The sequence below is a fragment of the Streptomyces sp. NPDC079020 genome, assembly GCF_044542225.1.
Classification (GTDB): Bacteria; Actinomycetota; Actinomycetes; order Streptomycetales; family Streptomycetaceae; genus Streptomyces.
This window is the reverse complement of sequence record NZ_JBITUB010000005.1, coordinates 341,735-364,521: the sequence shown is the minus strand read 5'-3', so window position 1 is coordinate 364,521 and position 22,787 is coordinate 341,735. Positions and strand designations below refer to the sequence as shown.

The window sequence follows — 22,787 nt, the reverse complement described above, 5'->3', positions numbered from 1 at the left end:
GCCGGGCCCTCGGGGGTGCGCACGGCGAGGTGCCTGAGGGGGGACAGTCACTCCCCGATGCGGTGGGCAAGGCACTGCCCCCGGCCCCCGTCCATCCGGATGCATGAGCCGGACGGAGGGCTGACGAGGGGGGCGGGGCGTGTTGCGCCGAAGTGTTGAAAAGGATCTTTATGTTGCGTGATATGAGCCAACAACACTTGCGTTCCCCGGCTGTCAGGCGCCGGCAGAAACGGCTGGGGCGGTGGGCCTCCGGAGGACTCGGGGTTCTGGGCCTGGTCGCGGCCTCGCTGGGACTGCCGGGGCAGACCGCCACCGCCCAACCGGCGGGCGTGCCTCTGGTGGACGAGACATTCACCGGGGCCACCGCCGTGGAGGGGTTCGAGGCGTTCGGACCGGCCTGCCTGACGGGTGCGCCCGAGGGGCCGGCCCCCGGCCCCGGCACCCATCCCCTGACCGGCTGCCCGGAAGGAGCGGTCGGCCCCGTCCCGCCGAACAACGCCGCGCCCAACGGGTACCTGCGGCTGACCGACGCCGCCAACGACCAGTCCTCGGCCGTCCTCTACAACCACGCCCTCCCGGCGAACCAGGGCCTGGTCACGACGTTCGACCAGTGGCAGTACGGAGGGACGACCAACCCTCCGGCCGACGGCATCTCGTTCTTCCTCATCGACGGCGCCGCCTCGCTCACCGCGCCCGGCGCATTCGGCGGCAGCCTCGGCTACGCACAGAAGCTTCCCGACGACGACCCGGACGAGACCTTCCTGCCGGGCGTCAACCGCGGCTACATCGGTGTCGGGCTGGACGTGCTCGGCAACTACTTCGGCGACTGGGAGCACCGCGGCAACGGCTGCGCCACCCGCTCCCCGGCCGGTACGAGCTTCCGCGTTCCGGCACCGGGCGCGAACATGGTGACGGTGCGCGGGCCGGGCGACGGCACCGAGGGCTACTGCTTCCTCGACGCGACCACGAGCAACTTCTCGACCACCGGACCGTGGCCCTCCACGCTGCCGGGACAACTGCAGGGGCCGACCACTTCGGTGCCGCCGGACGCCACGCCCGAGGAGGCCGAGGCGCTGCTGGAGCCGTCGCGCCGCACGGTGACCGTCGAGATCTCACCGTCGCCCGCCCCGGTGCTCACGGTCTCGATCGACTTCCACGACGGCAACGGCACCCAGGAGGTGCTGACGACCCCGGCGCCCCAGCCCGTACCCGCGACCTACAAGTTCGGCTTCGCGGCGTCGACCGGACTGTTCACCGATGTACACCTGCTCCGGAACCTCACCGTCCACCCGGCGGCCGAGCTGCCCCAGCTCAATCTGGTCAAGCAGGTCTCCCAGGACCCGCCGCTGCCGACCCCGCTGACGCCGGGCACAGAGGTTCCGTACGAGTACGTGGTGACCAACAGCGGGGCCGTGCCGCTGACGGACGTGTCCGTGACCGATGACAAGGTCACCGGCATCACGTGTCCGCAGACCACCCTCGCGGTCGGCGAGACGATGACCTGTACCGGCAGCTACACCGTCACGCAGGCGGACGCCACGGCCGGGTCCGTCACCAATTCCGCCACCGCGCAGGGACGGGCCGGGACCACCACGGTCGAATCACCGCCCGACGAGGTCACCCTCCCGGTCCAGTCCGGGCCCGGGATCCGCCTGGAGAAGTCGGCCGACGACACGCAGGTGTACGAGGTCGGCGACGAGGTGTCGTACACGTACACCGTCACCAACACCGGCCCCCAGCAGCTGACGGGCATCGGCGTCACCGACAACCGGGTGACCGACGTGACCTGCGAGGCGACCACCCTCGCCCCGACCGGGCAGTCCGGCGACAGTACGACGTGCACCGGCACGTACACCATCACGGAGCAGGACGCCGTCGCGGGTTCGGTCACGAACACCGCCACCGCGCAGGGACAGGCCGGAACCGTCCAGGTGCAGTCGCCGCCCGACGACGTGACCGTGGTTGTCGCCTCCGAGCTGGGGCTGCGGCTGGAGAAGTCGGCCGATGACACCCGGGTGTACGAGGCGGGCGACGAGGTGACGTACACGTACACCGTCACCAACACCGGTGACACGACGCTGACCGGCATCGGCGTCACCGACAGTCTCGTCGAGGACGTGACCTGCCAGGCCTCGGTGCTGGCCCCGGCTGCCTCCACCACATGCACCGGCACGTACACCGTCACCCAGGCGGACGCCGCACGGGGGACGGTCATCAACGTGGCGGCCGCACAGGGGCAGTCCGGATCCACGCAGGTGGTTTCGGAACCCGACAGCGTCACCCTGCGGGCCAGGGTCGAGTCGGGGCTGGCCTTGGAGAAGACGGTGGACGATTCACGCACCTACCGGGTGGGCGACGAGGTGACGTACACGTACACCGTCACCAACACCGGTGGCACGACGCTGACCGGCATCGACGTCACCGACAACCGGGTGACCGACGTGACCTGCGAGGCGACCACCCTCGCCCCGGCCGGACAGCCCGGCGACAGCACCACGTGCACCGGCACCTACCAGGTCACCCGGGCCGATGCCGCGCGCGGCAGCGTCACCAACACCGCGGTCGCCACGGCCGACGGCGGTGTCCGGTCCAACCAGGACCAGGCCAGCATCTCCGTCAAGAAGAAGCCGTGCCACGGCAAGCACTGCAAGCCGAAGCCCTGCGACGCGTACGGCAAGCACTGCAAGCCGGAACCGTGCGACGCGTACGGCAAGCACTGCAAGCCGGAACCGTGCGACGCGTACGGCAAGCACTGCAAGCCGAAGCCGTGCCAGGACAAGGGCTACTGCCGCTCGACGTGATACGAGCAGCACATCAGTGACCCAGCGGGCACCCGCCATCACCCGATGGCGGGTGCCCGTCCGTCCGACCGCCTCGCCCAGCGGCCCGCCCCGTGTCATCCGTGTCCCCGGACGAACCGGCCGGCACCGCGGCATGTACGGCGTCACTGTGGACCTCGCCCCCGCGCGCCCCCGCCTGCCCATCGGAGCCGCCCGCTACCTCACTCCCGTGACCCCCTGCCGCAGGCCGATGATGTTCGAAAAGGGGGCCGTTGTCAGCGGACTTACGGCTTCCCCCGCTCAGGTGATTCCCCGGTCGGGCGCATCCGCTGTTCGGGGCCGGACCGTCCCGTCCGCCTGGCGTGCTTCCCCCGGGGGGTATCCCATGGATACGGGCTGTCTCCGCCCGCACCCCGCACCCCGCACCCGAGGAGGCTCGGACAGACGTGTCGGACCCCGAGCGCATCGACGTACACCAGCATCTGGTCCCACCGGCCTTCAGCGGTCCGATGGCCGAGCGGGCCGCGGCCCTCGGCTGGCCGGCTCCCGCGTGGGATGTCCGGAGTGCGATCGCGATGATGGACCGCAGGTCGATCGCCACCGGCCTCCTGTCGTTCCCCGCCCCGGTCGCGGCCCCGGACGACCTCGCCGGAGCCCGCACCGGCACCCGGAGCGTGAACGAATACACCGCCGAGGTCGTCAAGGACCGGCCCGATCGCTTCGGCCACTTCGCGGGTCTCCCTCTGCCCGACGTGGACGCCGCGCTCGCCGAGGCGGCCCATGCGCTGGACGAGCTGAACGCGGACGGGCTGATGGTCCTGTCCAACATGCACGGCCGTTACCTCGGCGATCCGGCGTTCGAGCCGCTCTGGGCCGAGTTGGACGCCCGTGCCGCCGTGGTCCTCGTCCACCCCACCGCGCCGCCGGTCGCGCCCGTTTCCGGCCTGCCCGGACCCCTGGTGGACTTCCCCTACGACACGGCCCGCACGGCACTCCACATGGCTCTGAACGGTGTGCCGAGGCGCTACCCCCGGATCAAGATGATCCTGCCCCACGCCGGTGGTCTCCTGCCGTACGCCGCCGACCGCTTCGCCGTCGCCGCCCATCTCCACCCCGACTCCACCCCCGAGGGCCTGCTGGGCGACCTCCGCCGCTTCTACTTCGACACCGCCATGTCCCCCATCGCCGCCCTGCCCTCACTGCTCGCCTTCGCCGCACCCGGACACGTCCTGTACGGCAGCGACTTCCCCATGCTTCCCGAGGAGTGGGGCACCGGCTTCGACAGCGGGCTGGACGAGTATCCGCACTGGGAAGCGGGGCAGCTTCACGCCGTCAACCGTGGCAACGCCGAACTCCTCGTACCGCGGCTTGCCCGTGTCTGACACCGCGGAGCGGTCGTACGGCTCCGGGGGTGTCCGTCATGCCGTGCGAGGCGCGGGGCCGTTCGACGGACGGGCCGGGTCCGGAAACGCGAACGACGCCTCGCCGCAGGACGGGACGGAACCCCGCTGTGCGCAGTGACATGTTCGAGGCGGACGGAGCGCGGCTGTACCACGAGGTGCGCGGCAGCGGGCCCGCCCTGCTGATGATCAGCGGGGCCGGAGGGGACGCCGGGTACTACTCGGGCGTCGCCGAGGAGCTGGCCGACGCCTTCACCGTGATCACCTACGACCGGCGGGGCAACTCCCGCAGCACCGGCCGTTCCGCCGAACCGATGGACCTCGCTCAGCAGGCGGACGACGCACGCCGGCTGATCGAGTCGGTGGCGCGCGGACACGCTCTCGTCTTCGGCAACAGCGGAGGCGCGATCATCGGCCTCACGCTGGCCGCGCTGCACCCCCAGGTGCTCACCGGTCTCATAGCGCACGAGCCGCCGGCCGTGAACGTCCTGGCCGACGGCGACCCCGACCGCGGTTTCTTCGGCGACATGGCCGCGCTGTACGCCGAGGGCGGCGCCCCGGCGGCGGGACGCCGGTTCGCGGAGACGACGCGCGGGGAGGGGACGTACCCCTGGCCCGACGACCTCTGGAAACGGTTCCTGGGGAACCAGGACCATCTGTTCGGCACGGAGTGGCCCGGCTTCGCCGGCTTCCGCCCCGACGGGGCCGCGCCCTTCCCGGTGGTGCTGGGCGCGGGCTCCTTCGACCGGGGTACGTATTACGCGCGGCCCTCCGCCGAGATCGCCCGCCGGATCGGTGTGCCGTGGGCGGAGTTCCCCGGCATCCACATGGAGTTCCTGCGCCGTCCGGAGGTCTTCGCGGCGGCCCTGCGAGCGCTGGCGACACAGATGCTGAGCCCTGAGGGCCGGGTGCCCGCCGCATGGCTGGACGAGCACCCGCCGGGAGCCGGACACGGCGATGAGCATCCTCAGGAGCGGTGATGTGTACGGACGCCGTCCGCTGACGCGGGCGGTACACGACCGGCCGATACCGGGCCGCCCGCCGGACCCGCCCCTTCCGCCGTGGGCCCCGGCCCGTGGCGGGCGTGCTCAGGGCGGCTTCACGTGGTCCGGCGCGGGCGGTCCGAGTTGCCCGGACCGAGAACGTGGCTGTCTTGTGAGAGGGGACGAATGCATCCATGTGTCTTCCCCGCTGTGCGCATGCCGGAGGGGAGGCGGGACATCGGCGACGGAGGAACAGCATGGGGAAGAAGAAGTTCATGGCGGAGGCGGTACGGCTGGCCACGGAGTCGGTGGTGAACGGCTGGGGCGGGCCGTTCGGCGCGGTGATCACCCGGAACGGTGAGATCATCGCCCGCGGCCAGAACCGGGTCCTGCTGACCGGTGACCCCACCGCGCACGGTGAGGTGGAGGCCATCCGCAAGGCGATCCAGGTGCTCAACCCGGAGGCTCCGACCATCGCGGTGGAGTACCGGAACAAGAGCACGCTGAAGCTCATCCGCCGTGAGCCCGATTCGCCCGACCGGGTGCCGAAGCGGGCCCGGATGCTCAAGGGCTGCGAGATCTACACCAGCGGCCAGCCGTGTCCGATGTGCATGAGCGCCATCTACTGGTCACGGTTCGACGCCGTCTACTTCAGCCGTGACCTGAAGGCCACCGAGGAGATCGGCTTCAGCGACGAGTACCAGTACGAGGACTTCAAGAAGCCGATCGGCGAGCGGAGCATCCGTATGGTGCAGAGCTTCCCGGAGCTCGGCAGAAGCGCGTACGACGCGTGGCGGAACAGGCCCGAGAAGCACCCCTACTGAGGCGGGACCGCCGGACTCCGCCCGCCAGGCGCCTTCCGGCGACCGGCTGCGGGACGGCCGCCCTCAGCGGGACGCCCGTCCTAGGATGGGCGCCACGACACGAGGAACGCAGGGGGCCACGACATGACGTCTGATCTTTCCGGGCCGGATGAGACCGGGCGGGCCGCGGGACTGGTGGCGGCGCAGGAGAAGGCCGTCGCGCTGTTCGCCGAGGTGGAGGCGCGCGGACTGGTCGCGCCCGGTACCGGGGAGCGGGAGGCGAGCGACCGTATCCGGGACCTGGCCAACGACATGTTCGGCACCACCAGGCACTGGCACAAGCGGATCATCCGTTCCGGCCCGAACACGCTGCTCCCCTACCGGGACAACCCGCCCGACCGTGTCATCGGCGAGGACGACGTGGCCTTCGCGGACTTCGGCCCGATCTTCGAGGAGTACGAGGCGGACTTCGGCCGCACCTATGTCTTCGGCGACGATCCGGACAAGCGCCGGCTGCTGGTGGATCTGCCCCGCGTGTTCGACGCGGGGCGCGCGGTGTTCACGGGGGATCCGGACATCACCGGCCGGCAGCTGTACACCGAGGTCGAGGGGCTGGCGAAAGAGGCCGGCTGGGAGATCGGCATCTGGCACACCGGGCATCTCGTGGGGGAGTTCCCGCACGAGACGAACGACGGTGCCAAGGCGCGGTCCTACATCACCCCGGACAACACGGGGCCGCTGCGGGGGACCGACCGCGCGGGGCGGGTCCGCCACTGGATTCTGGAGCTGCACTTCGTGGACAGGCGGCGGGGATTCGGCGGCTTCTACGAACAGCTGCTGGACCTGGCCTGACCGCCACGCGGCCGGGGCGGGGAGGCGGACCGGCCCCCCCGGCCGGTCCGGGCGCCGGCCGGGTGTCCGCCGGACCCGGCCGGCGCCCGCAGCTCAGGGTCTTGTGCTCCCGAGGGCCACGGAACCCTGCACGGCCACGAAAACCCTGCAGGCCGCCGGAAACCTGACTCCGGCGCCGTCACCCCTCAGAGGGCCCACCAGCAGTACAGCCGGTGACCGGCCGGCCGCGCCCGACCGGCCAGTTCCGCCAGCTGCACCGCCACGTGGGCCGCCGTCTCGGAGGCTATGCCCGATGCGAGCAGCTCATCCGTACCGGCCCAGGGACCGGCCGCTTCGCGCAGGGAGTCGTGCGTGGCCGAGGCCAGCGCCTCCTGAAGGGTGTCGGACACGCTCATGATGAACGCGCTTTCCGCCTCGGGGGACGAGAGCAGCTTCCCGGAGCGAGGATGCCCGGCCGCCTCGTCGTAGGTGCAGCCCGTGAGGATCGACTCAAGCCGCGGCATCACCACGACCGGGTCGAGGCCCTTCAGCGACACCACGTCGAAGACCGAGGGATCCGGTCCGCCTGGTTCGTCGAGAACGCTGACGGCCGCGTCGTCATCGGAGGCCGAGAAATAGTCACACATCACCATGCCGTGATCGTCGCACCCAGGACTGACAGTCCCCGGGGTGCCCGGACCGCCCCGGTGCGCCCCAGCACGTGCCGCGTCCCGGCACCGCTTGAATGATCAAAGTGGCATGGGGTTACCATATGAGCGCCGCCTAGCTCGAAAGATAAACCTGTGACTGTCAATGACGACTCGTTCACCAACTGGAAGACCCGCGAGGAGATCGCGGAGTCGATGATCCCGATCATCGGGAAGCTGCACCGGGAGCAGGACGTCACCGTCCTCCTCCACAGCCGCTCCTTGGTGAACAAGTCGGTGGTCAGCATCCTCAAGACGCACCGGTTCGCCCGGCAGATCGCCGGTGAGGAGCTCTCGGTCACCGAGACGCTGCCGTTCCTCCAGGCCCTCACCACGCTCGATCTCGGCCCTTCGCAGATCGACATCGGCATGCTCGCCGCGACGTACCGGACCGACGGACGCGGTCTCTCGGTGGCGGAGTTCACCGCCGAGGTCGTCGCCGGCGCCACGGGTGACAACAAGATCGACCGCCGTGAGCCGCGTGATGTCGTCCTCTACGGATTCGGCCGTATCGGGCGCCTTCTCGCCCGTCTGCTCATCGAGAAGACCGGCTCCGGCAACGGTCTGAGGCTGCGGGCCATCGTCGTCCGCAGGGGCGTCGGCCAGGACATCGTCAAGCGCGCCTCGCTGCTGCGCCGCGACTCCATCCACGGCCAGTTCCACGGCACGATCACCGTCGACGAGGCGACCAGCACGATCGTCGCCAACGGCAACGAGATCAAGGTGATCTACTCCGACGACCCGACGGCGGTCGACTACACGGCGTACGGCATCAAGGACGCCATCCTCATCGACAACACCGGCAAGTGGCGCGACCGCGAGGGCCTGTCGAAGCACCTGCGCCCGGGTATCGCCAAGGTCGTCCTGACCGCGCCGGGCAAGGGCGACGTCCCCAACATCGTCCACGGCGTCAACCACGACACGATCAAGCCGGACGAGCAGATCATCTCCTGCGCCTCGTGCACCACCAACGCGATCGTGCCGCCGCTGAAGGCGATGGCGGACGAGTACGGCGTCCTGCGCGGCCATGTGGAGACCATCCACTCGTACACCAACGACCAGAACCTGCTGGACAACTACCACTCGGGCGACCGCCGCGGCCGCTCGGCGGCGCTCAACATGGTCATCACCGAGACCGGTGCCGCCTCCGCCGTGGCCAAGGCACTGCCCGCGCTCAAGGCGCCGATCACCGGCAGTTCGATCCGCGTGCCCGTGCCGGATGTCTCGATCGCGATCCTGAGCCTGCGGCTGGCACGCGAGACCACCCGCGAGGAGGTCCTCGACCACCTCCGCGACGTCTCGCTCACCTCGCCGCTGAAGCGCCAGATCGACTTCATCAGCGCCCCCGACGCGGTTTCGAGCGACTTCATCGGCTCGCGCCACGCCTCGATCGTCGACGCGGGCGCCACCAAGGTCGATGGCGACAACGCGATCCTCTACCTCTGGTACGACAACGAGTTCGGCTACTCCTGCCAGGTCATCCGGGTCGTCCAGCACGTCTCCGGAGTGGAGTACCCGACCTACCCGGCCCCGGCGGTCTGATCCCGGCCGGCCGGTCCGATCCACGTCCGGACAGGAGTCTCCTGTCCGGACGAGCGGGCGCGGCGGTGGTGGTGCGGCAAGGATTCCGAGAGGTGTCCCGGTGCCGCTCCGCCACCGCCGCGCCCGTGGTCGTTTCCCCTGACTGAACAGCCTCGTGAACATTCGCGGGACCGGGCGGGGGCGGACATGCTCGCGCCATCCGCCGATGGGTCCAACACGGACTTGGCGAGGTGGGCCGGTCATCCGGAACGCCCCTGGCACAACAGCACTCTGGAAGATGTCGCACCCCCGGGACGCAGCTACTTTGCTAAGTGACGGAAAGTGAAGGAAGTGCCTTCCGGCATGAAATGTGAAGATCGCCAGGGGTGAGTATCACGAGGTCACCGAGGCACGGTGGCGGACCTTCCTGCCACCGCTCGGCGTGGTGACCGTGCCGATGGATTCTGGGGGTAGGGATGCGTCAATTCGCTGTGCGGGCCGAGCGCGGAACGGTCGGCTTCTTGCCGGTGCGAGCCCTGATCAACACGGGTGTCACGGCCACGTGGCCCCGGCAGGCGCGCGCCGGTCTGAGGCTGATCGCCCCCGAGGACCCCGCGTGTGCCGCGAACGAGGGCGACGGGAGCCGTGCCGACGGGGTCCGGCCCCACGGGACGAGACGGTTCCCGCACCGGGACCGGGTGGTCCACAGCCTCCGGGAGATCGGGCTGGCGTGGCTCGACCAGATGGGCCCCTGCCATGTCGATGTGGTCGACGCGGACCTGCTCGACGAGGGGAGCCGGCTGTTCTTCGCGATCCTCGATGAACTGGGGGAGGGGATGATCACCCTCCACCGGCCGACGGACCCCGGCGCGGGGCCGGAGGATCTGATCCCCACGGCCGCCAGCCCCCGCGAGCGGCAGATCGAGCTCCTCGCGTCCTCGGCCGGCCGGCTGAGCGGTCAGGAGGCGGACTTCCTGTACCGCCAGGCGGTCGCCTACCTGGGCACCGGGGACGGCTGGACCGCGGAGCGCATCCTGCGAACGGTCCAGCGGCACCGCCCGACCCCCGCCGGCCGGGCCAAACTGCAGGTTGCCCGCGCCATGCTCGGCCACCCCCCGGATGGGGGCCACCCTTCCGGCGGCCGGGCGCCGGTGCGGCGTCCGGCCGGCGACGACACCCCCGGCCGCGGACCGCTCCGGCTGACCGCGGGATGGGAGCTGCTGGAGCGCTGGTCGCACACGGCCTGTCAGATCCACCGGAACGCGGTGCACAAGGCCCTCTTCGCCATTGCCGACAGATCGGTGTTCCGGGCGTACGAGACCGCCGACGTTCCCGGGCGGCCTCTGGAATTCTCCGTCCTGGTGCGGGACGGGCTCGTTCTCAAGATCCGCATTCGCGACCTGGACACCTTCGAGATCACCCATGTCGGTGCCGGGGGCGAGGCACCTGGAAGGGAGGGAGGAACCCTCCGGGCGGCTTGAAACGTTTCCCGTGCGGGCCGGTGTCGAACCCCCAACACCGGCCCGAACAACAGTGCTTGACAGGGTGCAGGGCCTGTGAAAATGTCGTGGGCACTTGCGACACCTGGCTTCCTTTTCGAGAAATCGGGGAGATTTTGATGGCGCCACTGGAAGTGTCCGGAATAGACGTTTCCTCGCGGGTCCGGGCCCGTGACATTCAGATGGCGGGCGTCGCAGACATACGCCGTCATGTGCTGATGATTTCCGGTGCGATCGACACCGTCGACCACGATGTCTCCGTCTGTGTGAATCTCCCCGAGCCGGGGCGCTGGCAGATCATCAAATCCGAGACCAACCTGACGGACCGTACGTGGGTGGCCATGCAGGCGGCCACCGACGAGGACTCCGTGTTCGTCGACGACGCCGACACCCTGGTGATGTCCCGTCAGTTCTCCAAGTCCTTCATCACCCCCGACCAGCGTCGGCTCACGTTCTACGGCGGCGAAGTGCGCCCCGGCGAAGCCGTGGTGAAGATGTACTCCCTGGAGACCACGGGCCGGCGGCCCACCTACGCGTACTCCCGGTACAGCCCGATCGCCACGGACAGCCCGGAGATGAGCGCCAGCACGCTGGAGCAGCTGGTCGCCGAGGGAATGCCCCAACGCCCGGTCATCGAGGTCATCGTCCCGGTGACGGTCATCGGGTGATCACTTTCGTCCCCGCGTCCCACCTGCTGGACTCGCCCCGTGGGCGCGACTGGCCGCCCGCCCCGAACAGCACACCCACCGCCCCGCCACCCGCCGAAGCGGACGTGGTCATCGTCGGTGCCGGCCCCGCGGGACTCGCCGTCGCCTCCGCCCTCTGGCACCTGGGTGTACGCGATGTCGCTCTTCTCGACCGGGGAGGCCGGCCGTGCGGCCGCTTCTTCGACCGCGTCGACGTCCTGGGGCAGCGGGTCCTGCGCTCGCCCTACGAGCACCACCCCGGAGTCGAGGGCTACCGCGACTGCGAACTGCTCGACTTCGCCCGCCTCCACTGGTCGCGGCTCACGCCCGTCGAGCGCCGCGAGATCCGTATGGCCCAGGCGGGGCACCGCTCCGTCGTGCCCGTCGATGTCTTCGAGGCCTACTGCGAGCACGTCGCCTCCCTGCACCATGTGGACGAGCGCACCTGGCGGGCCTCCGTCCGTGAAGTCCGGCCCACCGCGGACAGCGTCACCGTCCGCGGCGACGGTTTCGCGGTCACCGCCGCGTACACCGTCCTGTGCCTCGGTGAGGAGCGCCGCCCCGCGCCCTGCGACTGGTGGGACGGCGAAGCCACTCCCCGCAATGTCAGCTACTGGGACGAGCCGGTTCCCGGGGACGCCCAGCGCCTGGTCGTCATCGGTTCCGGCCTCAGCGCGGCCCACCTCATCACCAACGCCCTCAATGACGGCAAGCGCGTGCACTGGGTTCTGCGCGCGTCCGAGGAGCGCTACCAATGCGCCGACGTCAACGCCTCGTTCTTCCGTGCCGAGGGCCGGGCCCGCTTCGACGGGACGAGCTGGGAGGACCGCCGGATCCTGATGGGCGGACAGCGCCGGGCGTCGGTCATGTTCGAGTTCCGCCCCCTGCTGCAACGCGCGGAGGCCGACGGCCGGTTGACCGTACACCGGGGCCGTTCCGTCACCGCCGTGGCACCCGGACGGGCCGGCCGCGCCGTCGTCCGGCTCACCGGCGGTGAACAGGTCATCGGCGACCATGTCGTGCTGGCCCTCGGCACCACCGTCTCCAACGGTGAACAGCTCCTGCCCGGCGGAATTCCCTCGCCCCGCGACGGCTGGCCCGACCTGGACGAGCAGACCCTGGCCTACCGCAACGCGCCGCGGGTGTTCGCCGTGGGCGCGGCGGCCGGAATGGTGCTGGGCCCGGCCGCCCGCAACATCGACGGCCACCGTGTCGCGACCGCCCGGGTGGCCACCGCCGTCGCCGCCCACCTGGAGGCGTCTGCGGGCCCGCGCCGTACCGGGGACAGAGTGGTCGCCCGTGTCTGACCGCGACAGCCTCGAACACCGTGGCGGCGCCCACGAGTACGCCGAGCACCGCGACGGCCGCGACAGCCACGGGGACGACTACGATCCCCGGTTCTCCCTGTCCTCGGTCGATGACCCCGCGCTCACCGAGACGGGCGTCATGCTGATGGGCCTGGACGCCGAACGGCTCCTGGCGGGCCTCGGGATGGCCGCACTCACGGACGATCCCGCCCAGGTGGCCCTGGCCGTCGACCGCGTCCGGCACGGTGCCGCCGCCTTCCCCGGTTTCGACGGCCTCCTCGAAACCGGGGTCCGCCGCTGGCGCTCCGCGCGTGTGGCCCTCGCCGCCGCCGGCTCGGGGCCACCGGCACCCGCCTCCCTCCGCAGGGCCTGGGACGAGGCGCTGCGCATACTCGCGTACTGCGACCTCGGCGACGCGGGCTCCGCCACCACCGCCCACCTCGCCGCCTGCTGGCTCCGCCAGGAGGAGATCGACCGGTGCGCCCGCCGCCCGGCGTCCGCAGGGAGTTGACCGTCCGATGTCCTATCTGCGCTCCCAGCCCGCGGACGCCGCGCTGCTCGATGTCTTCCGCGCCTATCCGCACACCGCGCGCCCGCTGCTCGACCTGCACGAACAGATCCTGCGCGAGCCCTCCCCCTTCACCATCGCCGAGCGGGAACTGATGGCCGCCTATGTCTCGGGCCTGAACGACTGCGCCTACTGCCACGGCATCCACACCGCGACCGCGGAGGCGTTCGGTGTGCCCGCCGGACTTCTCACGGCCGCCCTCACCGACCTCGACACCGCGCCCGTCGATGGCCGGCTCAGACCGGTGCTCCGTTATCTGGAAACCCTCACCCGCGAGCCGTCCCGGCTCACCCAGCAGCACGCCGAAGCGGTCTACGCCGCGGGCTGGGACGAGCGGGCCCTCCATGACGCCGTCATGGTCGGCGCCCTGTTCAACTTCATGAACCGCATGGTCGAGGGGCTCGGGATCTCCGCCGGCCCCGGCTATGTCCCCACCTCCGCCGCCCGGCTCCACCAGCACGGCTACGCGGCCCTCACCCGTACACCCCCCGCCTGAGACATCCGCTCACCGGACACGCACGCGCGGGGACGAAGGCCCAAGAGGGCTCGGGGACAGGCGCGTCGGGCTGCGACGCCGCGACCGGTGCCGATCGTTCCCGTGGCAGAGGTCGGCCGGCCGCTTCCGGTGACAAGGGAAGCGCCCGGGGCGCTCCTTGGGGCAGGACCGGGGAAGGCCCCGTCGCTCTCCGGGGGCGCTCAGCTCCCGGGGCGCTCCGACCGCTGCCCGGCGGGCCCCGTCCGGGCCAGGGTGCCGACGCGTTTGACGGTACGCATGACGGGCGCGCTTTCCACCGCGTCGACGCCGTCGAGGGTTCCGATGCGGTCGGTCAGATAGCTGTAGAGGTGCTCGTCGTCCGGGCAGAGGAGGGCGGCGAGAAGGTTGGTCCGCCCGGTGGTCGCCGCCGCGTACACCACCTCGGGATGGTCCGCCAGGGCGGCTCCGACGGCCGCCAGCCGCGAGGGCCGCACCGACATCCACAGAGCCGTGCGGACCTGGTTGCCGAGAGCGCGTTCGTCCAGGTCCAGGGCGAAGAAGAGGGCCCCCGACTCACGCAGGTGCGCGATACGGCGGCGTACCGTCGACTCGTGGCAGCGCGCCTCCGCCGCCAGCGCGGCGTACGGCGTGCGTCCGTCCCGGGCCAGCGCGGCGAGCAGGACGTGGTCCAGAGCGGTGAGCACGACCGGCGGCGACTGGGTGTCGGGCGACGGATACGGGGGAGTGAGCGCCGCAGCCGCCTCCCGGCTCAGCACGGACGCCGGGCCGGCCCAGCCGGTCGGACCTCCCTTGAAGAGCCGCAGCATGCGGTGCGCGGAGACCGAGGTGACCCGGCGGCTCGCCGGAATCGTGTTCATCAGCAGCGTGTCCCGGTCCTGGTCGCTGTGGACCGCGAGATGGCTGATGATCTCCGTTCCGCCGGAGGCGAGCTGGACCCACCGGGTGTCCGCCCGCTCGGCCAGCGCCCGCGCGAGGCCGAGCGAGGCACTGGGTACACAGATCAGCCGCAGGATCCACACGGACTGTCCGACGGGCCGGGGATTGAGCCGGCCGACGACACGCAGCCCGGCCGTCTCGTGCAGGCGGGCGTAGTGACGGGCGACCATCTGGTCCGATACGCCCAGTGCCGAGGCGATCCGGCGCAGCGGCGCGCGCCCGTCGATCTCCAGTGCGTGAATGAGCTGCAGATCGAGGCTTTCCATGGATCGCGACTCTAGTCCGCGCAGAATCCGGCACGGCGCTCCGCACTTGTTGAGCGTGGTCGTGGTCCGCCGGGATTCTCGGTGTGCAGGCACATCGCGCGCTCACCATCCACGCGGAGCCGCATCCCCGCGGCATCGCTCCACGCGCGGCTGCCGACTGCACGCAAGAGACGGAAGAGGGAAGAGGAGGACGGGAGACAACAGGCGCACTGCCCGGCTCCCGACGGCACATGACCGCATTCAAGGATCTTCGGCACTACATCGACCGCATGACCGAAATACTCGGGGAGGACGAGGTCCTCAGGATCGATGGCGCGGACCGCGATCTGGACATCGGAGGCATCACCGAACTGATGGCGGAGCAGGAAGGCCCCGCCCTGATGTTCGACAGCATTCCCGGCTTCCCGGCGGGGTACCGGGTCTTCACGAATTTCATGGGCACGGCCGCCCGCACGGCGGTGGCCCTCGGCCTTCCCGCCGACACGCCCAAGCTCGACATCGTGCGGGCGTGGAAGGACCTGAGCAAGCGGATCGAGCCCGTCCCGCCGGTGGACGTCACCACGGGACCGGTCCTGGAGAACATCCTGACCGGCGACGACGTGGACCTCGGCATCTTCCCCGCGCCGCGCTGGCACGACGGGGACGGCGGCCGCTACATCGGTACCGCCTGCATGGTCATCACCCGCGATCCCGACAGCGGCTGGGTCAACGTCGGCACCTACCGGGCCTGTGTCCAGGGCAAGGACCGGCTCTCCCTGTGGATGCTCGGCAACCGGCACGCCAGGGCCATCGCGGAGAAGTACTGGGAGCGCGGCCGGAGCTGCCCGATCGCGGTGGTGGTGGGCCAGGACCCGATCCTCTCGACCGCCGCGGCGATCGCCGCACCCTCCGGAATGTCGGAGTACGACCTCGCCGGCGGGCTGCGCGGCCAGGGGGTCGAGATCCTGTACCCGCAGGGCAGCGAACTGCCGGTCCCGGCGCACGCGGAGATCGTCATCGAGGGCGAACTGCCGTCGCCCGACGAGGAGTCCGTGCTGGAGGGCCCCTTCGGGGAGTGGACCGGTTACTACACGCACTCGGGCCAGGAGACCGTCGTCCGTGTCACACGGATCCTGCACCGGGACGATCCGATCATCCTCGGTGCCCCGCCGATGCTCCCGACCGTGCCCGCCGGGGACCAGGCCGTCCCGCTGTACTCGGCCTCGGTGACCTGGGACCACCTGGAAGCCTCCGGAGTGCAGAACGTCCAGGGGGTGTGGGGTTACGCGCGCCAGCTGATGATGGTCGTCTCCATCAAGCAGACCGGGGCGGGCGACGCCATGCACGCGCTGCTCGCGGCAGCCGGACGCAGGCGCACGGGTGGCATGGAACGGTACTTCGTCGTGGTCGACGAGGACATCGATGTCACCGATATCCATCACGTCCTGTGGGCGATGTTCACCCGGGTCGATCCGTCCGAGTCCCTCCAGGTGCTGCGCGCCCCCACCACCGACATCGACCCGAGGCTGTCGCCCGGCAAGCGGGCCGCGGGTGACCTCGCGATGGGCATCGTACTGATCGACGCGACCAAGCCGTTCGCCTGGAAGGACCGCTATCCGGCGGCCAACCGGTTCGACGAGCCGGCCCGCCAGGAACTGCGTGCGCGCTGGAAGGGCCTCCTGCCGCTGTAGGGCGCCGGCCCCGCAGTACCCGCACCCGGCAATCCCGGCACCTCGGGGAGGTCCGGGGAGAACGGCCGGTACGGGCCATCTCCCCGGGCCTGCCCGGAAACCGGCGCAGCCGGTCCGGCCCCCTCACCTTGACTCGCCCCACCGCATCAGGAGCCCGTTGTGATCACTGCCCCTCCCACCCGCCTCGTCGTCGGAGTCACCGGCGCCACCGGGGCCCCGCTCGCCGTCCGGCTGTTGGAGATCCTGAGGGAGGTACCGGAGGTGGAGACCCATCTCGTACTGAGCACCTGGGCCCGCTCGACCATCGAGGTGGAGACATCGCGCACGAGCCGCCAGATCGCCGAACTCGCCGACGTGACCCACAAGTTCGGCGATCAGGGCGCCACGATCTCCTCCGGCTCGTATCCGGCCGCGGGGATGGTCATCGTCCCGTGCAGCATGAAGACGCTCGCCTCGGTCCGGCACGGGCTCGCCGACAACCTCATCTCCCGTGCGGCCGATGTGATGCTCAAGGAGCGGCGTCCGCTGGTCCTCGTGCCCCGGGAGACTCCGCTGAGCGAGATCCATCTGGAGAGCATGCTCGCCCTCTCCCGCATGGGAGCCCGCATCGTCCCGCCGATGCCGGCGTTCTACGGCGCTCCGGGCAGCATCGGTGACCTCGTGGACCACATCGCCATGCGGATTCTCGACCAACTGCCCCTTCCCCCGGCCGTCGCGGACGTCGCGGAGCGCTGGCGGGGCCTCTCCGATGCCCGTCGCGGGCGCCGTGCGGTGTCCACTCCCTGACCCGTATTTGGTCCAGACCTATTGACCGAAGGTCTGGACCACTTTACGGTTTGGCAGGGTCACGACATGGGTGGGCCGGGTGCGAACCCTTCGCGCCGGGCGGCGGCAGGCCCTGGCTGGAGAGGACACGGATGATGGGTCGGACGTCACGTCTGCTGGGCATCGGCCTGGCAACGGCATTCGCCGTGCAGATGCTGGTCGCGGCGGCACCGCCGAGCGCGCCGCAGGAGGAGACCTGCGCGGTGAAGTCGAAGCCCGCGGGCAAGGTGCTCCAGGGCTACTGGGAGAACTGGGACGGTGCGGCGAACGGGGTGCACCCGCCGCTCGGCTGGATCCCGGTCACCGACTCCCGTATCACGGCACACGGTTACAACGTCATCAACGCCGCCTTCCCCGTCATCCGCTCGGACGGCACCGTCCTGTGGGAGGACGGGATGGACTCGACGGTCAAGGTGGCGACCCCGGCGGAGATGTGCCAGGCCAAGGCATCGGGCCTGACCACCCTCATGTCGATCGGCGGTGCGACGGCCGGGATCGATCTCAGTTCCACCGCGGTCGCCGACCGTTTCGTCGAGACGGTGGTGCCGATCCTGAAGAAGTACAACTTCGACGGCATCGACATCGACATCGAGACGGGTCTCGTCGGCACCGGAAACATCAAACAGCTGTCGCCCTCGCAGTCCAACCTGATCCGGATCATCGACGGCGTGCTCGCGCGGATGCCGTCGAACTTCGGCCTGACGATGGCTCCCGAAACGGCCTACGTCACCGGCGGCAGCGTGGTCTACGGCTCGATCTGGGGCGCGTACCTGCCGATCATCAAGAAGTACGCGGACAACGGCCGCCTCTGGTGGCTGAACATGCAGTACTACAACGGCAGCATGTACGGCTGCTCCGGTGACTCCTACTCCGCCGGAACGGTCCAGGGCTTCACCGCCCAGACGGACTGCCTCAACGCCGGGCTCGTCATCCAGGGCACCACGATCAAGGTGCCCTACGACAAGCAGGTGCCCGGACTGCCCGCGCAGCCGGGCGCCGGAGGCGGCCATATGCCGACCGGCCTCGTCTCCCAGGCCTGGAACCGCTACAACGGCTCGCTGAAGGGCCTGATGACCTGGTCCCTCAACTGGGACGGTTCGAGGGGCTGGACCTTCGGTGACAACGTGAAGTCCCTGCAAGGGCGTTGAGCCACCCGGCGCACCGGACGGCATCCGCCGCGTCCGGTGCGCCGTGCTCCTCGCCGTCGGTCCACGGCGTGAACCGGTCGTGGCGGCCGGGTCCGTCGGAGCCGGGGCAGCGGATCGGGTACATATCGTGGTGCCCGTCCGACCCGGGTGATGGCACACCCGTGCGGACCGACCGACGACAACGAGGAGAACCGATGGTGCACGAACGGGCCGGGCAGCCGGCACAGCCGGGAGACCTGGTCGACGTGGCACGGCTGGTGACGGCCTATTACGCCCTTCACCCCGACCCGGCGGAACCGGCCCAGCGCGTCGCCTTCGGCACCTCGGGACACCGCGGCTCCTCCCTCGCGGCAGCCTTCAACGAGGACCACATCGCCGCCACCACCCAGGCGATCTGCGAGTACCGGGCCCTGCGGGGCACCGACGGCCCGCTCTTCCTCGGCGCCGACACCCACGCGCTGTCCGAGCCCGCCCGGGTCACCGCGCTGGAAGTGCTCGCCGCCAACGGGGCGGTCACCCTGATCGACTCCGGTGACGGCTACACGCCCACCCCCGCCGTCTCGCACGCCATCCTGACGTACAACCGGGGCCGCAGCGGTGGTCTCGCCGACGGCATCGTGGTCACCCCGTCGCACAACCCGCCCGCCGACGGCGGTTTCAAGTACAACCCGCCGAACGGCGGCCCGGCCGGCTCGGACGCCACCTCGTGGATCCAGGACCGCGCCAACGCCCTGATCGAGGGCGGCCTCAAGGAGGTCCGCCGCATCCCGTACGCGCGGGCGCTGTCCGCGGGGACCACCGGGCGCCACGACTTCCTGACCGGATACACCGACGACCTGCCGTCCGTACTCGATCTGGACGCCGTACGGGACGCCGGGATCCGGATCGGCGCCGACCCGCTCGGCGGCGCCTCGGTCGCGTACTGGGGCCGGATCGCCGAACGCCACCGGCTCGACCTCACCGTGGTCAATCCGCTCGCCGACCCGACCTGGCAGTTCATGACGCTGGACTGGGACGGCAGGATCCGGATGGACTGCTCGTCGCCGCACGCCATGGCCTCGCTGATCGCGCAGCGCGACGCCTACACGATCTCCACCGGGAACGACGCCGACGCCGACCGGCACGGCATCGTCACCCCGGACGGCGGTCTGATGAACCCCAACCACTATCTGGCCGTTGCCATCCGCTATCTCTGCACGCACCGCGACGGATGGCCCGCCGGTACGGGCATCGGCAAGACACTGGTCTCCTCCTCCATGATCGACCGGGTCGCGCACGACCTGGGCCGTCCGCTGGTGGAGGTCCCGGTGGGCTTCAAGTGGTTCGTCGACGGGCTCTTCGACGGAACCCTGGGCTTCGGCGGCGAGGAGTCCGCGGGCGCCTCGTTCCTGCGCCGCGACGGGCGGGTCTGGACGACCGACAAGGACGGCATCCTGCTCGCCCTGCTGGCCTCCGAGATCACCGCCGTCACCGGATCCACCCCGTCCCAGCACTACGGCGAGCTCACGGCCCGCTTCGGCGACCCGGCCTACGCCCGTGTCGACGCGCCCGCGACACGGGAGGAGAAGGCGGTACTGGCCCGGCTCTCCCCGGACCAGGTCACGGCCGGCACCCTGGCCGGGGAGCCCATCACCGCGGTCCTCACCGAGGCCCCGGGCAACGGCGCCGCCATCGGCGGACTCAAGGTCTGCACGGACAGCGCCTGGTTCGCGGCCCGGCCCTCCGGCACCGAGGACGTCTACAAGGTGTACGCGGAGAGCTTCCAGGGCCCCGGTCATCTGAGCCGGGTGCAGGACGAGGCGCGGGCACTGGTCTCCGCCGCACTGGGCGGCGCCGGCTGATCCAGGGGTGCCGCCCACCGGACCGTGCCCGTCGTTCAGGCGCCGGGCACGGTCCGGTGCACCTGACGGAGGAACGTGGCGTTGTCCGGGGTGCGGCGGAGCCTGTCCAGCAGCACCTCCAGGGTGGCCTGCCCGTCCCCCCTGGAGTGGAGGGCGCGGCGCAGTCCCCGTACGGCCGTCAGCGTGGCGGCGGGCAGCAGGAGTTCGTCCCGGCGGGTGCCGGAGGGGGCGATGTCCACGGCGGGGAAGACGCGCTTGTCCGCGAGCGAACGGTCCAGGCGCAGCTCCATGTTGCCGGTGCCCTTGAGCTCCTCGAAGAAGTAGTCGTCCGCCCGGGAACCCGTCTCGACCAGCGCGGTCGCCAGGATGGTGAGCGAACCGCCCTCCTCGGCCAGGCGCGCGGCGCCGAACAGCTTCTTGGGGCCGCCCAGGGCCGCCGCGTCGACACCCCCGCTCAGGGTGCGGCCGCCCGCACCCGCCGCGTTGTTGTGCGCCCGGCACAGCCGGGTGAGGGAGTCCAGCAGGATCACGACGTCCCGGCCCTGCTCGACGAGGCGTTTGGCCCGCTCCACGGCCAGAGCGGCGAGAGCGACGTGCTCCCGGGCCGGCCGGTCGAAGGTCGAGGCGTACACCTCGCCCCGTACCGAGCGGCGCATGTCCGTGACCTCCTCCGGGCGTTCGTCGAGAAGTACCACCATGAGATGGCACTCGGGATGATTGGCGGCGACGGCCGCGGCGAGCTGCTGCAGCAGCACCGTCTTCCCCGTCCTGGGCGGGGCGACGATCAGCCCGCGCTGGCCCTTGCCGACGGGGGCGAACAGGTCGATGACGCGCATCGCCGCCGGGCCGGCCGGGGTTTCCAGCCGCAGGCGGTCGCGGGGATGGAGCGGGGTGAGGTCACGGAAGTGGGGACGGCCGGGCAGGGTCCGGGGATCACGGCCGTCGACCAGGCCGACCGTGGCCAGGACGCGGGGCCGCTCGCAGGTGCCGTCGACGGCATCGCCCCTGCGCAGGCCGTACCGGCGGATCAGCGCGGGCGGCACCTGGACGTCTCCGGGGGAGGTGTGGCCGCCGCTGACGCGGAGCGTGCCGTGCCCGTTGTCCGTGATCTCCAGGAGACCGGCGGTCCGCAGAGGCCGGTCATCGTCGTGGGCTACGGGGCGTTCGAGTGTGGTGGTCATGAGAGGGGGGCCTTTCGCGGACATGGCGCAGGGGAGGTCCGGCGAAGGAGGGCGGCGGAATCACGCCCCGTACCAGGGGTACCGAAGGGGTACCACCGGGTACACGGGCGACGGAGCGCCCGGACCGGACAGAGGAATGGTGCGAGAAAGCTGGATCGCCGGTCGGTGAGGACAGGTGTCGCAGCGTGAGAAAGAGGGATCGGCACCGGCGCCCTCAAGAGGGGGCGTACACAAATGCCACTCGCACTGTATCACTCATGCCCGAGAGCTGGACAGGGGCAGGCGGAAGAAAAGAAGAACGGGCCGGCGGCGGGACACCCTCGCCCGGGTGACCCCGCCGTCCGCGGTCAGGCCGGGCGGAACGCGCCGAGAATCTGCTCGGCGGCGAGAGTGGCCGTCAACTCGCCCTCTCTTACCCGGCGTTCGAGATCCGGGGCGAGCGCCCGTACCGCCGGGTGGGCGCGCAGGCTGTCCAGCAGCTCGTCGCGGACCATCGTCCAGGTCCAGTCCACCTGCTGCTCGCTGCGCTTGTCCGCGAGCCGCCCGGTGGATTCGAGGAGCGTACGGTGCTGCTCCAGCCGCTCCCACAGGGTGTCGAGACCGCTCGACTCCCGCGCGCTGCAGGTGAGGACCGGGGGAGTCCAGGCGGCATCGGCCGGGTGCATCAGCCGCAGCGCGCCCGCGAGTTCACGTGCCGCCGCGCGGGCGTCGCGCTCGTGCGGTCCGTCGGCCTTGTTGACCGCGATGGCGTCCGCCAGCTCCAGCACCCCCTTCTTGATGCCCTGGAGCTGATCGCCGGTGCGGGCCAGGGTGAGCAGCAGGAACGTGTCGACCATGTTGGCGACGGCCGTCTCGGACTGCCCGACGCCGACCGTCTCCACCAGCACCACGTCGTAGCCCGCCGCCTCCATCACCACCATGGACTCACGGGTCGCCCGCGCCACCCCGCCCAGCGTCCCCGCCGTGGGCGAGGGACGGACGAACGCGTTCGGGTCCACGGCCAGCCGTTCCATCCTGGTCTTGTCGCCCAGGATGGAACCGCCCGTCCGGCTGGACGACGGGTCCACGGCGAGCACCGCGACCCGGTGCCCGAGCCCCGTGAGCATGGTGCCGAGCGCGTCGATGAAGGTGGACTTGCCCACGCCGGGCACCCCGCTGACGCCGATGCGCCGGGCCCGCCCGGAGTGCGGCAGCAGCTCGCCGAGCAGCCGCTGGGCCAGCGCCCGGTGGTCGGGACGGGTCGACTCGACCAGGGTGATGGCGCGGGCGATGAACGCCCGCTTCCCGTCCAGCACCCCGGCGGCGTAGGCGTCGGTATCGATCTTCACAGCCATCCGGT

The 22,787-nt window shown here is 70.8% G+C and carries 19 protein-coding genes; 15 read left to right on the top strand and 4 right to left on the bottom strand.

Going from position 1 to position 22,787, the window contains the following annotated elements:
* The first annotated feature begins 182 nt into the window (after window positions 1-182).
* From ACIGJO_RS13390 to ACIGJO_RS13370, 5 genes are all read left to right on the top strand, one after another.
* Entirely contained in the window at window positions 183-2,801 is a 2,619-nt protein-coding gene (locus tag ACIGJO_RS13390) for a hypothetical protein (RefSeq protein ID WP_399956623.1), read from the top strand.
* A gap of 425 nt (window positions 2,802-3,226) precedes the next feature.
* Window positions 3,227-4,162, top strand: coding sequence for an amidohydrolase family protein (locus tag ACIGJO_RS13385; RefSeq protein WP_399956620.1), 936 nt, complete (start codon window positions 3,227-3,229; stop codon window positions 4,160-4,162).
* Window positions 4,163-4,290: 128 nt separating this feature from the next.
* Window positions 4,291-5,160, top strand: a complete 870-nt coding sequence (locus tag ACIGJO_RS13380; RefSeq protein ID WP_399956617.1) for an alpha/beta fold hydrolase — start codon at window positions 4,291-4,293, stop codon at window positions 5,158-5,160.
* Between the two features lie 260 nt (window positions 5,161-5,420).
* Window positions 5,421-5,987 (top strand): nucleoside deaminase, encoded by a 567-nt coding sequence (locus ACIGJO_RS13375; protein ID WP_399956614.1) that lies wholly within the window; start codon window positions 5,421-5,423, stop codon window positions 5,985-5,987.
* Window positions 5,988-6,110: 123 nt separating this feature from the next.
* Window positions 6,111-6,818 (top strand): M24 family metallopeptidase, encoded by a 708-nt coding sequence (locus tag ACIGJO_RS13370; protein ID WP_399956611.1) that lies wholly within the window; start codon window positions 6,111-6,113, stop codon window positions 6,816-6,818.
* 185 nt (window positions 6,819-7,003) lie between these two features.
* On the opposite strand, the gene ACIGJO_RS13365 is transcribed toward ACIGJO_RS13370, so the two are convergent.
* Window positions 7,004-7,450 (bottom strand): hypothetical protein, encoded by a 447-nt coding sequence (locus tag ACIGJO_RS13365; RefSeq protein WP_399956608.1) that lies wholly within the window; start codon window positions 7,448-7,450, stop codon window positions 7,004-7,006.
* A 150-nt stretch (window positions 7,451-7,600) separates the two neighbouring features.
* On the opposite strand from ACIGJO_RS13365, the gene ACIGJO_RS13360 reads away from it, so the two are divergent.
* The 6 genes from ACIGJO_RS13360 to ACIGJO_RS13335 all read left to right on the top strand — a co-directional run bounded on the left by ACIGJO_RS13360 (window position 7,601) and on the right by ACIGJO_RS13335 (window position 13,581).
* Window positions 7,601-9,046, top strand: a complete 1,446-nt coding sequence (locus ACIGJO_RS13360; protein WP_399956605.1) for a glyceraldehyde-3-phosphate dehydrogenase — start codon at window positions 7,601-7,603, stop codon at window positions 9,044-9,046.
* A 506-nt stretch (window positions 9,047-9,552) separates the two neighbouring features.
* Window positions 9,553-10,506: a DUF6235 family protein gene (locus ACIGJO_RS13355; RefSeq protein WP_399956947.1), complete on the top strand. Its 954-nt coding sequence runs from the start codon at window positions 9,553-9,555 to the stop codon at window positions 10,504-10,506.
* Between the two features lie 137 nt (window positions 10,507-10,643).
* Window positions 10,644-11,192, top strand: a complete 549-nt coding sequence (locus ACIGJO_RS13350; protein ID WP_399956602.1) for a DUF6423 family protein — start codon at window positions 10,644-10,646, stop codon at window positions 11,190-11,192.
* Complete coding sequence (locus tag ACIGJO_RS13345; protein ID WP_399956599.1) at window positions 11,189-12,517, top strand: FAD-dependent oxidoreductase; 1,329 nt, start codon at window positions 11,189-11,191, stop codon at window positions 12,515-12,517. The genes ACIGJO_RS13350 and ACIGJO_RS13345 overlap by 4 nt, the downstream gene beginning before the upstream one ends.
* Window positions 12,510-13,028, top strand: coding sequence for a DUF6187 family protein (locus ACIGJO_RS13340; protein ID WP_399956596.1), 519 nt, complete (start codon window positions 12,510-12,512; stop codon window positions 13,026-13,028). The genes ACIGJO_RS13345 and ACIGJO_RS13340 overlap by 8 nt, the downstream gene beginning before the upstream one ends.
* Before the next feature lie 7 nt (window positions 13,029-13,035).
* Window positions 13,036-13,581 (top strand): carboxymuconolactone decarboxylase family protein, encoded by a 546-nt coding sequence (locus ACIGJO_RS13335; RefSeq protein ID WP_399956594.1) that lies wholly within the window; start codon window positions 13,036-13,038, stop codon window positions 13,579-13,581.
* A gap of 200 nt (window positions 13,582-13,781) precedes the next feature.
* Here ACIGJO_RS13335 and ACIGJO_RS13330 read toward each other — a convergent pair whose 3' ends face one another.
* Window positions 13,782-14,783 carry an Lrp/AsnC family transcriptional regulator gene (locus ACIGJO_RS13330; RefSeq protein ID WP_399956591.1) on the bottom strand — a complete coding sequence of 334 codons (1,002 nt, stop codon included), beginning with the start codon at window positions 14,781-14,783 and terminating at the stop codon, window positions 13,782-13,784.
* 230 nt (window positions 14,784-15,013) lie between these two features.
* On the opposite strand from ACIGJO_RS13330, the gene ACIGJO_RS13325 reads away from it, so the two are divergent.
* The 4 genes from ACIGJO_RS13325 to pgm all read left to right on the top strand — a co-directional run bounded on the left by ACIGJO_RS13325 (window position 15,014) and on the right by pgm (window position 20,267).
* The gene (locus tag ACIGJO_RS13325) at window positions 15,014-16,453 is read left to right on the top strand and encodes a UbiD family decarboxylase (RefSeq protein WP_399956588.1); all 1,440 of its coding nucleotides are present in this window, start codon (window positions 15,014-15,016) and stop codon (window positions 16,451-16,453) included.
* Window positions 16,454-16,612: 159 nt separating this feature from the next.
* The gene (locus ACIGJO_RS13320) at window positions 16,613-17,239 is read left to right on the top strand and encodes a UbiX family flavin prenyltransferase (RefSeq protein ID WP_399956585.1); all 627 of its coding nucleotides are present in this window, start codon (window positions 16,613-16,615) and stop codon (window positions 17,237-17,239) included.
* A gap of 134 nt (window positions 17,240-17,373) precedes the next feature.
* A complete protein-coding gene (locus ACIGJO_RS13315) occupies window positions 17,374-18,426 on the top strand; it encodes a chitinase (protein ID WP_399956582.1) in 1,053 nt (350 codons plus the stop codon).
* A 194-nt stretch (window positions 18,427-18,620) separates the two neighbouring features.
* Window positions 18,621-20,267: a phosphoglucomutase (alpha-D-glucose-1,6-bisphosphate-dependent) gene (pgm, locus tag ACIGJO_RS13310; RefSeq protein WP_399956579.1), complete on the top strand. Its 1,647-nt coding sequence runs from the start codon at window positions 18,621-18,623 to the stop codon at window positions 20,265-20,267.
* A 35-nt stretch (window positions 20,268-20,302) separates the two neighbouring features.
* Here pgm and rho read toward each other — a convergent pair whose 3' ends face one another.
* Entirely contained in the window at window positions 20,303-21,448 is a 1,146-nt protein-coding gene (gene rho / locus ACIGJO_RS13305) for a transcription termination factor Rho (RefSeq protein ID WP_399956576.1), read from the bottom strand.
* A 347-nt stretch (window positions 21,449-21,795) separates the two neighbouring features.
* Window positions 21,796-22,782 carry a methylmalonyl Co-A mutase-associated GTPase MeaB gene (gene meaB, locus ACIGJO_RS13300; RefSeq protein ID WP_399956573.1) on the bottom strand — a complete coding sequence of 329 codons (987 nt, stop codon included), beginning with the start codon at window positions 22,780-22,782 and terminating at the stop codon, window positions 21,796-21,798.
* Window positions 22,783-22,787: the final 5 nt, after the last annotated feature.

Bases quoted from the DNA above. Each gene is read 5' to 3' on its own strand.
- ACIGJO_RS13390 (WP_399956623.1), top strand. From the start codon at position 183: ATGAGCCAACAACACTTGCGTTCCCCGGCTGTCAGGCGCCGGCAGAAA.
- ACIGJO_RS13375 (WP_399956614.1), top strand. From the start codon at position 5,421: ATGGGGAAGAAGAAGTTCATGGCGGAGGCGGTACGGCTGGCCACGGAG.
- ACIGJO_RS13370 (WP_399956611.1), top strand. From the start codon at position 6,111: ATGACGTCTGATCTTTCCGGGCCGGATGAGACCGGGCGGGCCGCGGGA.
- ACIGJO_RS13365 (WP_399956608.1), bottom strand. From the start codon at position 7,450: ATGGTGATGTGTGACTATTTCTCGGCCTCCGATGACGACGCGGCCGTC.
- ACIGJO_RS13350 (WP_399956602.1), top strand. From the start codon at position 10,644: ATGGCGCCACTGGAAGTGTCCGGAATAGACGTTTCCTCGCGGGTCCGG.
- ACIGJO_RS13335 (WP_399956594.1), top strand. From the start codon at position 13,036: ATGTCCTATCTGCGCTCCCAGCCCGCGGACGCCGCGCTGCTCGATGTC.
- ACIGJO_RS13330 (WP_399956591.1), bottom strand. From the start codon at position 14,783: ATGGAAAGCCTCGATCTGCAGCTCATTCACGCACTGGAGATCGACGGG.
- ACIGJO_RS13325 (WP_399956588.1), top strand. From the start codon at position 15,014: ATGACCGCATTCAAGGATCTTCGGCACTACATCGACCGCATGACCGAA.
- ACIGJO_RS13315 (WP_399956582.1), top strand. From the start codon at position 17,374: ATGGGTCGGACGTCACGTCTGCTGGGCATCGGCCTGGCAACGGCATTC.
- pgm (WP_399956579.1), top strand. From the start codon at position 18,621: ATGGTGCACGAACGGGCCGGGCAGCCGGCACAGCCGGGAGACCTGGTC.
- rho (WP_399956576.1), bottom strand. From the start codon at position 21,448: ATGACCACCACACTCGAACGCCCCGTAGCCCACGACGATGACCGGCCT.
- meaB (WP_399956573.1), bottom strand. From the start codon at position 22,782: ATGGCTGTGAAGATCGATACCGACGCCTACGCCGCCGGGGTGCTGGAC.